This is a genomic window from Bacillus sp. FJAT-27245 (assembly GCF_001273955.1).
In the GTDB taxonomy this organism is placed as follows: Bacteria; Bacillota; Bacilli; order Bacillales; family Cytobacillaceae; genus Bacillus_D.
Genome location: NZ_LIGI01000001.1, coordinates 2,161,677 through 2,175,680 on the forward strand (window position 1 = coordinate 2,161,677; position 14,004 = coordinate 2,175,680).

The following is a 14,004-nucleotide window of genomic DNA, read 5'->3' on the forward strand; positions in this document are numbered from 1 at the left end:
TATAAGGTTTTAAGGCGACTGCGGTCATTTTGGCTGTGTGATCTTTCTTTGTTAAAAGATTGTCACGGTGCATGGGCCAATTTTACGAAAAAGTGGTCGGGAATTGATGTTTTTTCAAGTTATCAGATTTCAAAAGTGTACTCGAAAAATTCCCATTTCAACAATTTTCCAATAATGGTATTCTTGAGTTAGAAACCTTGATTGGGGATGCTGTATGAAAAAATACATTTTGCCGCTGTTTATTCTGACGGCGACGATATTCTTTTTGAATAGTGTCATTGATCCAGGAGATGAGAAGAAGCCGAAAACGCAAGCAAAGCCGCTCCCGGTTCCTGAAATCTTGACGATCCGGGATAAGGAAAAAGGCACGTTGATTTATCAAGGGAAGAAGAATCCGAAAAAGCTGTCTAAGGAGCAGGTTGAAAAAGTGGCCAGGGATATTCGGCCTGTTATTGCCAAGCCTTTTGAGGAAGTGCTCGTTTCTTTTTCAAAAAGTCCAGTGAGTTTGTCAATTACGGAATGGAACAATGGTAAAGAAACGAAGGTAACCGATCGCAATCTCATACCGGCTGTTGGCGCTCAAAATGTGAAAATCTTTATCATCCGCGGGGAGTGGCTTAACGACGGCCAGGCAACCTATATGGCCAAGGTAAGGATAATGAAGCTTTATTCATACCAGGATCTTTTATCAACAAGGACGGGTTATTACACAGTTGTGGGTTTTTTTGATGAAGAGGACCGCGTTAAACAAATGCCGGCGAAGAATGGGAAGCCTATTGATCTTAGGGAAGTCAGCCAGCCGCTTGGGCATTTGGCATTTTCATTCCCTGATTTGGCGTTCGAAAAGCTGCCAGCGTATTATTTTTTTGGCAATGGAAATGCAATTCGGTTCGATGACTTCAATGAGCTTGAAACGTATCTTAAAGAAGGCTTGGCTTATACGTTCAGCGGCGAATCGGAAAATTGGAAGATTGAACTGAAGTCAACGCAAGCACTTGGGGAAGGGAAAACTGAGACGGCCATTACTTATATTGGGAACGGAGACAAACCAAGTGGGGTCCTCTCATTGGAATTGCGAAGCGTCCCTTTAACTTGGCTTGTACCCGGATTCGCGCTCGACCAGAATGGCACGTATGAGTCTGTCTTAAATGGCAATCAAACGATATTAAAAACAGATTCTATTTTGGCAGTTGTAAATTTGGACGGGAAAGAAGAACTCATTCCATTGGAATATAAAGAGGAATGAGGGCGGTTTTTTATAGAAAAGGAGAGGCGTGAATGAAAAAATCCGTTTTGCCGGTCATAATCATCCTTCTGTCAATCGTCTTCATCAATACAGTTATAGATAAAAAGGATGAAGATGAAGAAAAGATCATTGCAAAAAGCATGCCTGTTCCTGTCATGAATTTCAGGGACAGGACTGTTGAGCCGGTTTTGCTTTTTAAAGGGCAAGGACCGATTACGAAAACGATGGTTGATAAAGCAGTTAAGATTGCTCCCACCCTTAACGTAAATCCCTATGGTGAAGTGGTAGTTCATTTACCTGAGCACGAATCGGTAATCGCATTGTCGGAATGGGATTCAAAAACGAGTAAAGAGTCCCAGCAGTTTGATGGGAATTTCATACCGGTCATGGCTAACGAACCCGGTACCAGGATTATCCTGATTCGTGCGGAAACGGAGGAAGGCTCGGCCGTATATCTCGGAAAAATAAACACTCGAAAACTGTACTCCTATCAGGAATTACTGGACCCTTCAAGAGCTATTTATACCATTCTAGTATTTTCGGAGGGTGAGCCTGGAATAAGGGAAGTCCCATCCGGCAATGAAGAAAAATATGTTACGCGTGAGGTGAGAGGCTCCATTTCCGAGTTCCGCGAATTGTATCCTGACCTTGTATTTAAAAGTCTCCCCGCCATCCATGTGTTTCACCAGGGCTCCATTTTGTTTAGCAGCAACGATATGAAAGAACTGCAATCTTTTATTACAGACATGGCGACAACTTTTTTCCGGGGCGAGAGCGAAAACTGGCAGGTTGAATTTAGGGCCAGGCAAAACCTGTCTGAAGGGGTTGGGGAATTATTCATAATGTATATAGGAAAAGAAGCGAAGCCTAAAAGTGTGGACTTTCGATTGAGCGGCCGTGGATGGGGCTGGGGGAGTGGCGAAAGCAAACTGGACGATGCGGGTACTATTTTCTCTTCCATCGACTTGAGTTTCAAATTATCAGAATCCGATTCAATTCCAATTGAACTAACTTGGGATGGAAAAAAGGAGGAATTCATCCTTGCTTATAGGAAAAATCGATAACGGGGAGTGACTTCGTAGTGCAGGTGCTTATCAAGGAACATTCTAACCTTGAATACTCGGTGGCATGGAGGATTAAAAATGTTGGCGATTATTCTCATTTTAATAGCCATATTTATTACGAGCATAAGTTTTTGGCTGACTAAAGAAAAAAAGAAAACGAGAATAAAAGTTGGCCTGTGGTTAATTGTGCTTTCAATTATTAGTTTTCCAATGCTTGCTGCAGGTTTTGCAGAATGGAAAGCAATTGAAGGTGTGGCGAGTTTAATTGTTTTTAATCTAACCCTTTTAGTAGGTGGTTTAATAACCTTAATTGCAGGATTCCTAACTAAGTAACTTCCGAAGTTGAAACCGAAATTTAGAAAGGGGAAGTAGGCGTGAATATTATTAATGCCTTTAAAAACGATACTTTCAGTGAAAAGTATGATTGAGCGAAAGTGGAAGTATAAAAAATCCATTCTCCCGGCTGCGATTATCATCCTATCTATTTTCATATTAAATACATTCATTGATACTGGTGAAAAAGAAGAGCGCCTTGAAGCAACGGCCAGCGAGGCACCGGAAGTCCGCTCCGGTATGAAAAGAGTCAAGTCTATTTTCCTTGCTAAAGGCGAGCGGACAATAACAAAGAAGATGGTTGAGAATGCGGCAAAAAAAGCTCGCGTTYTTGAGCTTGAACCTTATCAAGGCGGGAGGATCCAATTGGCCGATAACCAAACAAGGATGGTTTTAGGTGAATGGGATTCAAAGGCAGGGAAAGAAATTCAAGAACCGGACTGGTATCAAATTGAAGGTACGGTAAACAGGCTGGATACGAGGATTTTCTTGATTCACGTGGAAACGGACGGCGGAAAGGCGACATACCTGACTAAAGTAAAGGTGAAGAAATGGTACTCGTTCCAGGATTTGCTTAACCCTAATATTGATGGCTATACACTTATTGTTTTTTCAAGCGAAGCAACGGGAATCGGCAATTTGGCCATCAATTCGGAAAAGTATCATAGTCATGAAGTGAAGGGGACACTCCCGGAAATTCAGGAAAAGTATCCAGAGCTTGAAATCCGGAATCTTCCTACCGCTTTTATTTTTCATGAAATGAGGTACATTTTTAAAAGCGAGGATATAAGTGAGCTGCGCACCTTGATTACCGACGTCAAAACGTTTGAATTCGTGGGTGAAAATGAAAATTGGCACGTTGAGCTAGAGGGAAAACAAACCCTCTCACGTAGGGATGCCGAGTTCTTTATAACTTATAGAGGAAACGAAGAGATTACCGGAGATATTGATGTAACGTTGGAAGGGGACAATTGGGGCTGGGGGCCTGGAGCTGTTATGCCGCTGTCAGACACTCTTACTATTTCTGGTGAAACCCCTGTTTTTCTGTCCAAATCGGATAATCTTTCCGTTGTCCTTAGATGGGACGGCAAAGAAGAACAGATTGCTCTCGAGTATAAAGGGGAAAAATGATTTTTTTAAAAAAGGAGTGGTCCTGATTAAGAAATATATCCTGCCCGTGGCAATCATTTTGGTTTCTGTCTTCTTTTTAAACAATAAAATTCAGCCAAAGGATGAGGGTATAGCTGCGAAAAAGAACCCAAGGTTACCGGTTTTGGAAATTGCGAGCAGATATGGCCAGGCGAAACCTGCACTACTGGCAAAAGAAATCATCCATCCTAATACATTGCGGAAGGAGGATGTCGCTGCGGCGGCCAGTAAAGCATATGCTTTGGAAGTTGATCCCTATACTGAAGCCAATGTGGTCTTTTTTAACACTCCTAATTTTCTCGAAATAACAGAATGGGACGGAGAATATCAGGTTGAGTCTACGAAACATCCAAACACTGCTTTCCAGGCATCGGGGCAGCCAGGGGAAAAACTTTTTATTATAAGGGCGGAATGGAAAGATGCTGGACCCGCTACGTATGTGGCGAAAGTCCAAATAAAAAAGATAAGTTCCTTACAATATCATTTTTCGGAAGATCGGGATAAATACACGGTCATTAAGTTTCTTCCCAGTGAGGACGAGGAATGGAAATCAGGACCTAAAGATGACCCGATGTATGAAACAAAGATACTAGGCGGGGAAATCCCGAAGCTTCAAAGTACGTTTCCAGAGTTGAACATTAGCAAACTGCCATCCTATTTTGTATTTCATAGAGGCGTTAAATTGCTGGCCACGGAGAATGAAAAAGAGTTGGACGCCTTTCTGACTAAAACAACAGAGTTGACACACACAGGCGAAGGAGAACACTGGAAAGCTGAGCTCATTACCAAACACAAGCTCGGGGAGGGAACGGCTGTACTCGCAATCCAGTATAGGGGAGCCGAAAAACCGCTTCCAAAGGAAATCTCTTTTTTTGTACAGGGAAACGAATGGCATGGACCAAACCATTGAGGAGTTGGATGTGACTGGCCAGACACTTGCCTCCTTCGACATTGAGAGATTGATCAGGAAGGAAGACAAAATCAGTCTGACTTTGAAGTGGTCCGGCAAGGAAGAAACGATATATTTAACTCATAAAAACAACGAGAGCAGTATGGAACCGAAAGTCTCCATCATAGCAAAAGTAAGTAAATTGACAGATGAGCAGTACGCAGATGTTGGAACAAGGAGATTGGAAAATCCCCAGAAAGATGATTTTCGCTATTTTACTATTGATGTGAAAACTAGCGATCCTGGAGAAAAAGCACAAAGGACAGACTTTCCTGTAATGCGTGTATTTAGAGAATCAATTAACACTATCGATGGCAAAGACCGGTATTGGTTCGGCAACGGGTACAGAAATCCTAAGGGCGAAGAACATTGGGAAGCCGTTTTCTACTCAAAAGGGCTAACAGAAGAACAAATTAGGAAAGCGTTTGACTCAATGGTTGTGACTGTTCATTTTACCAATGGAAAAAAGGATGTCAAACTTGGGGATTTCGTGAGTTTCTAGGAGAAACTGAGCGATTCGGCGAATTTCGCAATTCGAAAAAACGGTTGGAAGGGGGGACTTCAGATAAAAAGATATATGCTACCGGCAGCAATAATCATTCTATCAATCTTTTTCCTAAATACGCTTATTGATAGTGATAAAGAGGAGTTAATTGAAGCGAAGGACGGCGCAGCACCGGAAATTACTACCTGGGAAAATAAAGTGAACGCCGTTTTTGTTTCCAAAGGTAATCGGAAAATAACGAACAAGATGGTTGCCAACGCGGCAAAGAAGGCCGCGATTCTGGAGATTGATCCTGCTTATGAAGCATCGGTCAAATTGGCCGATAACCAAAGCCGGATGGAGTTGAGCGAATGGGATTTGAAAGCTGGAAAAGAAATAGGGAAGTTGGAACCGTACTTCATTCACGGTACACCTAATAGACTTGATACAAGGATTATCCTGATTCGCGCGAACACGGACGAGGGACCGGTAACGTATCTGACAAAGATTAAAGTAAAGAAATTTTACTCCTACCAGGAACTGCTTCATCCAGATTTGGATGGCTATACGCTCATTGTTTTTTCCAATACCGACGAAGGAATTGGCGACCTGGCACTCAATTCAAAAAAATATATTACCCGGGAAGTGAAGGGGAATCTACTGGAACTTCAGAATAAGTACCCGGATCTCAAAATTAAGAATCTCCCTTCCATCTATATTTTTGAGGGAATGATGCGTGTTTTTAAAAGTGAAGATATGAGCGAGCTGCGGTCCCTTATTACCAAAATTAAAACGTATGTTTACGAAGGTGCAAACGAAAATTGGCTCGTTCAAGTTCATGCGAAGCAAAACATTTCGGTTAGGGATTATGAATTAATTATTAGGTACCGAGGAAAAGAAGCAATCACCGGGCAGATCACAATCATGTTGAACAATGAACAATGGGGCTGGGGACTCCCTAAAGATGAACTACAATCCGGAACTCTTACTGTTTCTGGTCATACACCCTTTTTTCTGTCCAAAACGGAGCAGCTGTCCGTGGACCTTAGCTGGAACGATAAAGAAGAACGAATTGGGCTTGTGAATATAGGAGAGAAATGATTTTTCAACTGGGGTGGTTTGGATAAAAAAATACATTCTTCCGGCGGCCATTGTTTTGCTATCTATCTTTTTTCTCAATAACGAAATCAAGCCAAAAAAAGAAGATAGGCCAGCCATAAATGAAAGAATACTCCCGGATTTGAAACTCGTTAGCCCTTCAGGGGGAGAAGTTGAACCTGTATTATTAGCAAGGGAAATAATTAAACCAGATGAGCTGTCGAGGGAGGCAGTTGCCGAAGCAGCTAGAAATGCGGATGCTTTGTTGATTGATCCTTACTCCGAAGTCGCTCTTAGTTTTGCAAAGAAAGAAAAAAGCTTCTCTATGGCCGAGTGGGACCGGAAAACCGGAAAAGAGTCGGAAAAGTTGCCTAATACTATTTTCCAGGCTGGCGGCCCATCCGCAGTGAAAATTTTTATTATCAGGGTTAAATGGCCGGAATCCGGGCCGGCAACATATGTGGCAAGAGTCCGGATCAAAAAAATGCATTCTTATCAGGACCTTTTTTCTGGCGATAGAGAAAAATACACTGTATTAAAGTTGCTGCCTCAAAATGATAGAGAATTGAATTTGCCGCCGGTTAATACGCCCTTTTTTGAAGAACGGAGAATTGGAGGGACACTCGAGCTGCTTCAACAAACATTTCCGGAGCTGGGAATTTCGAAACTGCCTTCATATTTTGTATTTCATAAGGGAATAAAGATTGCAGCCACAGAGGATGAATCCGAACTCCAGCGATTTCTGAGCGAAAGCACAACGATTACGCACGCTGGCAAGAGCGAGAATTGGGAAGCAGAGTTCATATCGAAGCAAGAGCTAGGAAAAGGGTTAGCCGTTCTATCGGTAAAGTATGTCGGAAAAGAAGAGATACCACCAAGTAATATTCCTCTATACATGGAGGGAACAGAGTGGAATCTGGACAGGTATATCGAATTTCTCGATGAGAATCGCCAGGGGATGGTTAAAATCGATTTTGAGCAGTTGATCAGAAAAGAGGACAACATTAGCCTGACGATAAAGTGGCATGCCAATGAAGAAACAATTTATTTAACACATGCAGGAAATTATTGACCTGAACATTTTAATACCGTGCTGACATTCAAAAAAGTAGTTTGATAGAACAGGGTAAAAATGAATAAATTCAGCAGATATGTTGCTTGGCTAGCTGGGGAACCCCTTTATTTAGGAGTTCCTCTTCTTTTTTCGTAATATTAAGAGGGGTTTTTTTGTTCAGGACATATGTCCTTTGCAAATATCCAGGTTGGGATTCATAATAAGTTCATCACAGTTTGGGAGAGTAAAACATGAAGGGTATTTTATTTGCATTACTGGGCGGGGCATTTATTACGCTGCAAAGTGTCGCCAATGCGCGGATTAGCCAGGATATTGGCATGTGGCAAACGGCTTCGCTTACTCAGCTGACCGGTTTTGTTGCTGCCTTGCTGATTCTATTGGCAACAAGGGACCGGATGTGGCGCGAATTCAGGCGGGTGAAACCACTTTACCTGCTAGGCGGCGCTTTTGCCGCTTTGATTTTATCGAGCAATGTGGTGGCGATTCAACTCGTTGGCGTGACCCTGACGACATCTGCGACGCTGATCGCCCAGCTGGGTGCCGCTTTTATTATTGATGGAAAGGGCATCTTTGAAGTGCCGAAACAGGACATGAAGCTTCCCCAGTTTATCGGAATCGGGCTCATGGTTGCCGGGGTTATGATTTTGCAATTTTAAAAAAGTGATTGGTGGCCAAATTTTTACTTAAAAACGTGATTGATGGCCAATTTTTCAAAAAAAGAATTTTTCCCTGGAGGACGAAAGCTATGCGGGAAGTGCATGACCGTGATCAAAAACTCCCACGCGGCTAACTTTAATTTACTGTATCCCGTGGAAGTGCGGCTCGCCAGCTACCTGCTTTCGGTTTCACCAGATGAATCTGCCGCAGGATTTGCCGGTCAGCTAAGCACTGAGCAACTCGCCGATGCCGCGAACCTGATTGGGACAAGCTACCGGCACATGAACCGGGTCATCCGTAAATTTTCCGAAGAGGGGCTTGTGGAAAGGAAAAAGGGGTTCGTTCGGCTCATTGACCGGGAAGGCTTGCAAGGGGTGGCCAGGCGGAATATATATGAGTAGGATTTTTAGGGCGCTTTTTTTAAAAAAAGTACAGTTTTTCACGTTGGTAAATGTACATAGAAAAAGGAGAGTGCAGCATTGATCACCGGACTTGTTTTGGCTGCAGCATCGGGGGCGCTGCTCAGCGTCCAGAATGTATTTAATAGTAAGGTTAGCGTCAGGGCGGGAACAATAGCGACGACAACGCTCGTGTTGTTCCTTGGATTTCTGGCTTCATTTTTAATTGGATTGGCGGTTGAAGGAAAGTCGATGTTCGCGTTAAATAATATGCAGCCTTGGTACTGGTTTAGCGGGATGTTAGGGGTCGGGGTCGTCATTTGCGTCGTACAAGCGGTTATGCGGCTTGGCCCAACCTACGGGATTTCAATTGTGATGGTTTCCCAGCTCGTGTATGCGTTAATTATGGATTCGTTAGGTCTGATGGGGCTTGAAAAAGTTGACTTCTCGGCAAAGCATCTTGTAGGAGTTCTTGTCATTGTGGCCGGAATCATTGTTTTCAAGTTTGGCGGCGTCCGGAAACCTGACAGTAATTAGATAAAAAAGCTTTTTTAGACGATCGAGCTTGTTTGATTCAAAATGTTCTTACTGAAAAAGGGTAAAAAAACCTCCTCGCATTGAATATACATATGGATGAAGGAGGAGGAAAAATATTGAAGAAGCTAATAACTTCCATACTTTTACTTTTAGCACTAACAGCACTGGCATCTTGCAGCAAAGACGGGGCAAAAGAAGCAACGCCAAAAACAAAAGATGTTGTAACCGAGAACGTTAAGGAAGAGCCGGCAAAGTCAGACCCTGTCAAATCAGAACCAGCAAAGTCAGACCCAGTGATTAAATCTGAAGGACTTGCAGATTTAATCAGTTACTTTAAGTCATCAGGCTTTACTATTGGCGAAGTTAAAGAAAAAGCCTTCGACATGTTGGGGGCAAAAGACGGATTCGGAATCGAACTTAACGGACATGAAGTCGAGTTTTATGAGTTTGATTCAAATGCCCCGAACCTTAAAGAAGCAGAGTCGAAAGGAACAGTAAGTATGGATCAGATTTCATTTCCGGTTCTTTTGAATGGAAATATTATTTTAGTTCATGCCAATTATCATCCTGATAAAGAAAGTTTGATTAATACGTTTAATAACTACAAATAAGGCATCCTTCGTAGGGTGCTTTTTTTGTTTACTTCAATCCTGGTAACGGCTGATTGTTTGGGTGGCAGAACTAGGCTGGAGTTTATCGGATTTTGGAGGGAATGTGTCCCGATAACCCTGTATACAGGACTCAGTATGTTTGCTCAGTCATCTGCGGCTACCGGTGCCAGGCACCAACCAACCAAATTCCATTATTTACTCAGCGCTGTATTTCGATGGAAACGATAGTGTTTTTCTTTTCGAGCTCAAAGATGAGTTCATAGATATCGGATATTCGGTCGCCTGACAGCCTTCTTGTTCGCGGTGTCGCTTCGCCTTTTTTAATGTAGGTGACAAGGTATTGTGGCATGTGTATTTCCTCCTGCCTCTTCGTGTTGGTAGATTTTAAAACTATACCCGTTTTGTGAACGGTAATAACAGCAGGGGTATAAAAATAAGTTTTAAATTCAACCCCAAGTGACGCGGTTGATATGCCCTGTTGATTATCCATTCGAAACGAGAGCCCTTAGTTATATGGCCCATATAAAATACCTCATTTTTCCCGCAAACTCTTCCGATACCCTATACATAAAGACATAAATATTTTAGAATAGCTTTATCTATCTGAGACTGCAAGTTTCTTGCGCAAATGGGAGAGAAGATACAGCTGAGATTTAGGGGAGTGTTGGAGATGCGCGCAAAAGGGCTTGCGATGATTGTAATTGGCGCGATGTTGTGGGGGACAACCGGGCCAATTATGGAATGGATTTTATCAGAAACGAAAATTACCGTATCATTTATGCTGACCATCCGCATGCTGGTTGCAGGAGTCCTTTTATTAGGGGCATTGGCGGTCTCCAAAAAAGCGGTGCTTGACGTGTGGAAAAACCGTTACTGGGCAAAGCACCTCGTCATTTACAGCATTTTCGGAATGCTCGGGCTCCAGTTTACGTTCGTTTCCGCCATCCATGCCAGCAACGCTGTGATGGCGACATTAATGCAGTTTTCGGCACCGATTTTCATCATTATTTTCGTATCGGTAAAAGCACGGAAGTTACCTCCGGCCTATCAGGTCGTTGGCATACTTGGAACGCTGGCAGGGCTTTTCCTGCTATTGACGAATGGTTCGTTCAACAACCTCATGGTCAGCAAAGAAGCGCTGATTTGGGGACTGCTGCTTGGGTTGTCGTTTACTTTCTATACCCTGCACCCAATTCGCCTCATGAATGAATGGGGCGTATTGATTGTCGTCGGCTGGGGAATGCTGGTCGCTGGGGTTGCCCTCAGTTTTGCCAGCCAGATTTGGAATTCAGGTGAGTGGGGAGAGCTTGCCGATCCGAAAATCTTTGTATTCATGATTATACTAATCATCTTTGGGACATTGGCATTCGTCCTGTTCCTAGGCAGCCTGAAGTATATCACCCCTGTTGAAAACAGCGTGCTGTCAAGCATTGAACCGCTGACCGCGATGCTCGTCTCGGTTTTCTGGCTTGGCATCATGCTGAAAGGCATCCAGCTTTTGGGCGCGTTCCTTATGCTGGTGTTCGTCATCAGGCTTTCTTTGAAAAAATAAGTTCCTCTTAAAGTTGGAATATATTTTTAAAAAAGGTGGCCAACTATTTTTCTGAAAAAACATACTCCTCGCATACATACAAACTATTTATCTGAATCTATTTTTACTAAAAGGTATAATAGTCTTAATCTAGTTCATTAGAAAAGGAGCGGACGCTTGTGAGGAAATCATTGGGAACGCTGCTGGCGGGGTTCTTGCTGCTTACAGGCTGCGGTTTTGATGAAAATAGCCGTCCGGTTCACGATGAAAAGGAGAGTGCAAACGTGGAAAAAGGGTTGAATGAACTGCTGCTTGCCGCGGCCGAACGCGGAAATGTTGGCGAAATCAGCCGCCTTATCGAAAAGGGCGCGGATATTAATGTCCAGGATTCAGAAGGAAGAACACCAGTCATGATCGCTGCATACAAAAATGATGTAGCTGCGGCGAAGGCATTGATTGATGCTGGCGCCGACGTGGACATCCGCGACAATATGAAAAACAATGTGTTTTTGTATGCCGGCGCGGAAGGGTATATCGACATCCTGAAGCTGGCGATTAAAGCAGGTGCTGACCCGAACATGACGAACCGCTATGGCGGGGTTGCAATTATCCCCGCATCGGAGCGTGGACACGTCGATGTTGTTAAATTGCTACTAACCGAAACGGATATCAATGTGAACCACGTCAACAATCTTGGCTGGACAGCGCTCATGGAAGCGATTATTTTGAACAACGGCGGCAAACAACAGCAGGAGATTATCCGCCTGCTCATTGACCACGGGGCAGACGTAAACATTCCGGATAACGATGGCGTAACTCCGCTTGAGCATGCACGGAACAAAGGGTTTAAAGAGATTGAGAGAATGTTGCTCGATGCAGGTGCTAAATAGGTAGTTGGCCTTTCGTTTACCTAAACTGTGGCCACACGTGGATTTGTCCAGCCCGAGGACATACACTCGGCCGGCTGGCCAATTTTCCCCAAAAAAACAAAAGGAGTTTTTATGGAAACCAAAATCCTTTATACAACCGAACCGCCAGCGGATTTCGTGGAATTGGTGAAGCTTTATGATGCACTCAATTGGAATTCACTGAATTTGACAGTGGAAGAGATGGGGAAGATGTGCCGGCAGAGCTGGTTTGCGGTGTACGCGTTCGATGGAGAGAGGCTGGTCGGCATGGGGCGGGTGATTTCGGATGGGGTCATTAATGGCGTCATTTGCGGGGTTTGCGTGCATCCTGACTACCAATCCAACGGAATCGGCGGCGAAATCGTCGACAGGCTGGCAAGGCATTGCGAGGAAAACCGCATTATTCCGCAGCTCATGTGTTCTGAAAACCTGGAGCCGTACTACGAAAAACACGGTTTCCGCAAATTTACGATTGGGATGAAGAAGGACATTTTCAGGTGAAAATATTATTTTGGAGTTTCATATTAATCTCCATTGTTCTTGGGTATGATGTTGTATTATTCATAACCGGTGTTTGGTAGAAGGATTACAAGATTAAAACTATTGTTGGCTGAATTCCTGACTGGCGGGGAATACAATAGTAAAAAGGCTTTTGTTTCAGGGGTACTTTTACTATTGTTAGGCTCCATTTCTTATGTATTATAAATATTTGAACGGACGAAAAAACATGATGACCCGTTTCATCATGTTTTTTCGTGTTCTCATTTGAAAATTTGTGTGACGGTGCCTTTGCCGTCTTCCGCAACAACCTCTGCATTAGCACCGTTAATCAAGGTTATCTGCGGTGGCATATGGCCGCAGTCGATGTCATAAAGGACCGGTACGCCGAGTTCGGTATGCAAATCCTGATAGGCATCTTCAATTGTATAATTGTCAACAGGTTCATTCGCGGGGCTCCGGCCGAACAGAATGCCCGAACAGCCCTCAAACCAGCCGGCAAGCTTCATTTGCACAAGCGACCTCCGCAAATCGGTCGTTTTCATACTGCAATTTTCAAAATACCAGACGATCGGTTCACCAGGAATATGGCTCTCGCGGAAACGGCGGACATCCCCATAAGGAGTGCCCACCAGGTGCCTGATAATATCGATACAGCCGCCAAGCAGCCTGCCGCTCATTTCAACTCTGCCAGGTAGGACGGACTTCCAGACAGTCGGTTCAGTCAGGTGGAAGACGCATGGAGTCGGATTTCCATGCTGCCATTCGGTTTGGTATTTCTCCGACGAAGTTTGAATTACTGATTCACCAGGTTTGGTCGAAAGGACTGTTTCCCACATGGCCGTGACAGGATCGGAATATTCCCCGCGCAGGTCGACAAGGTTGGTACCGTGCGCAGTTGCGATGCCAGTTTTTAAAGTCATCGCCAGGAGCAATGCGCTCGTATCCGAATAGCCCAGAACCCATTTGTTTTTCAACGATTGAAAGTCAAGATACTCGAGCATTTCAATCAGCAACTCGCCGCCCCATGGCGGGATGATGGCTCCGATTGCATCATTTTGCATCATCGCCGTGAATTCCTCGGCGCGCTTGATTGCCGGCGCGGACCGCGTTTTGTCATCCGTCCAAACCGTCTCACCCACCGCCAGCTTGTAACCTTTCGCCTCAAGGCGCTCCACCGCCTGTGTAACGATGCCATGCAACTCCTCCGGCACGCCTGATGATGGCGCCGTAACCCCGATTTTCAAGCTTTTTTGTAAAAAAGGATATGTAATCATCTGCATTAACCCCATTCGCCCAATCTTTACTACTATAGTTCTATTAAAGAAGCTAATTTCCTCTTTTAAAACGGGGTGTTTTACTCCTGTAATTTTTCAGTATGAGAGGAGTGGCAGTTTATCAAGACCGTTTCAAGTGGAATCGGCGTCCAAAACAGTCTTGATATTGGCTGTCAAGACCGTTTCAAG

Annotated in this window: 16 protein-coding genes and 1 pseudogene; 15 read left to right on the forward strand and 2 right to left on the reverse strand. The window is 43.9% G+C overall.

Going from position 1 to position 14,004, the window contains the following annotated elements; translation table 11 throughout:
- Nucleotides 1–214: 214 nt before the first annotated feature.
- The 12 genes and pseudogenes from ADU24_RS10400 (at nt 215) to ADU24_RS10455 (ending at nt 9,601) form a co-directional block, all read left to right on the forward strand.
- Nucleotides 215–1,246: a hypothetical protein gene (locus tag ADU24_RS10400; protein WP_053366567.1), complete on the forward strand. Its 1,032-nt coding sequence runs from the start codon at nt 215–217 to the stop codon at nt 1,244–1,246.
- A gap of 32 nt (nt 1,247–1,278) precedes the next feature.
- A complete protein-coding gene (locus ADU24_RS10405; RefSeq protein WP_053366568.1) occupies nt 1,279–2,310 on the forward strand; it encodes a hypothetical protein in 1,032 nt (343 codons plus the stop codon).
- A gap of 78 nt (nt 2,311–2,388) precedes the next feature.
- The gene (locus tag ADU24_RS10410) at nt 2,389–2,643 is read left to right on the forward strand and encodes a hypothetical protein (protein WP_053366569.1); all 255 of its coding nucleotides are present in this window, start codon (nt 2,389–2,391) and stop codon (nt 2,641–2,643) included.
- A 54-nt stretch (nt 2,644–2,697) separates the two neighbouring features.
- Nucleotides 2,698–3,774: a hypothetical protein gene (locus ADU24_RS10415; protein ID WP_053366570.1), complete on the forward strand. Its 1,077-nt coding sequence runs from the start codon at nt 2,698–2,700 to the stop codon at nt 3,772–3,774.
- A complete protein-coding gene (locus ADU24_RS10420; RefSeq protein ID WP_053366571.1) occupies nt 3,746–4,702 on the forward strand; it encodes a hypothetical protein in 957 nt (318 codons plus the stop codon). The genes ADU24_RS10415 and ADU24_RS10420 overlap by 29 nt, the downstream gene beginning before the upstream one ends.
- A complete protein-coding gene (locus ADU24_RS10425; protein WP_053366572.1) occupies nt 4,686–5,243 on the forward strand; it encodes a hypothetical protein in 558 nt (185 codons plus the stop codon). The genes ADU24_RS10420 and ADU24_RS10425 overlap by 17 nt, the downstream gene beginning before the upstream one ends.
- 75 nt (nt 5,244–5,318) lie before the next feature.
- Nucleotides 5,319–6,326: a hypothetical protein gene (locus tag ADU24_RS10430; protein WP_053366573.1), complete on the forward strand. Its 1,008-nt coding sequence runs from the start codon at nt 5,319–5,321 to the stop codon at nt 6,324–6,326.
- Between the two features lie 55 nt (nt 6,327–6,381).
- Nucleotides 6,382–7,395: a hypothetical protein gene (locus ADU24_RS10435; RefSeq protein WP_156324551.1), complete on the forward strand. Its 1,014-nt coding sequence runs from the start codon at nt 6,382–6,384 to the stop codon at nt 7,393–7,395.
- Nucleotides 7,396–7,628: 233 nt separating this feature from the next.
- Nucleotides 7,629–8,054 carry a DMT family transporter gene (locus ADU24_RS10440; RefSeq protein WP_053366575.1) on the forward strand — a complete coding sequence of 142 codons (426 nt, stop codon included), beginning with the start codon at nt 7,629–7,631 and terminating at the stop codon, nt 8,052–8,054.
- A 117-nt stretch (nt 8,055–8,171) separates the two neighbouring features.
- A pseudogene (locus ADU24_RS10445) lies at nt 8,172–8,456 on the forward strand (helix-turn-helix domain-containing protein); the annotation flags it as partial.
- A 78-nt stretch (nt 8,457–8,534) separates the two neighbouring features.
- A complete protein-coding gene (locus ADU24_RS10450) occupies nt 8,535–8,990 on the forward strand; it encodes a DMT family transporter (protein WP_053366577.1) in 456 nt (151 codons plus the stop codon).
- A 116-nt stretch (nt 8,991–9,106) separates the two neighbouring features.
- Nucleotides 9,107–9,601 carry a hypothetical protein gene (locus ADU24_RS10455; RefSeq protein ID WP_053366578.1) on the forward strand — a complete coding sequence of 165 codons (495 nt, stop codon included), beginning with the start codon at nt 9,107–9,109 and terminating at the stop codon, nt 9,599–9,601.
- Between the two features lie 199 nt (nt 9,602–9,800).
- On the opposite strand, the gene ADU24_RS23010 is transcribed toward ADU24_RS10455, so the two are convergent.
- A complete protein-coding gene (locus ADU24_RS23010) occupies nt 9,801–9,950 on the reverse strand; it encodes a hypothetical protein (RefSeq protein WP_156324552.1) in 150 nt (49 codons plus the stop codon).
- Nucleotides 9,951–10,271: 321 nt separating this feature from the next.
- On the opposite strand from ADU24_RS23010, the gene ADU24_RS10460 reads away from it, so the two are divergent.
- The 3 genes from ADU24_RS10460 (at nt 10,272) to ADU24_RS10470 (ending at nt 12,541) form a co-directional block, all read left to right on the forward strand.
- On the forward strand, nt 10,272–11,153 hold the full coding sequence (locus tag ADU24_RS10460; protein ID WP_053366579.1) for a DMT family transporter: 882 nt from the start codon (nt 10,272–10,274) through the stop codon (nt 11,151–11,153).
- Between the two features lie 158 nt (nt 11,154–11,311).
- Nucleotides 11,312–12,022, forward strand: a complete 711-nt coding sequence (locus ADU24_RS10465; protein ID WP_269432225.1) for an ankyrin repeat domain-containing protein — start codon at nt 11,312–11,314, stop codon at nt 12,020–12,022.
- 111 nt (nt 12,023–12,133) lie between these two features.
- The gene (locus ADU24_RS10470; RefSeq protein WP_053368881.1) at nt 12,134–12,541 is read left to right on the forward strand and encodes a GNAT family N-acetyltransferase; all 408 of its coding nucleotides are present in this window, start codon (nt 12,134–12,136) and stop codon (nt 12,539–12,541) included.
- Nucleotides 12,542–12,801: 260 nt separating this feature from the next.
- Here the strand turns inward: ADU24_RS10470 and ADU24_RS10475 are convergent, their stop codons facing one another.
- Nucleotides 12,802–13,815 (reverse strand): S66 family peptidase, encoded by a 1,014-nt coding sequence (locus ADU24_RS10475; RefSeq protein ID WP_053366580.1) that lies wholly within the window; start codon nt 13,813–13,815, stop codon nt 12,802–12,804.
- Between the last annotated feature and the right edge of the window lie 189 nt (nt 13,816–14,004).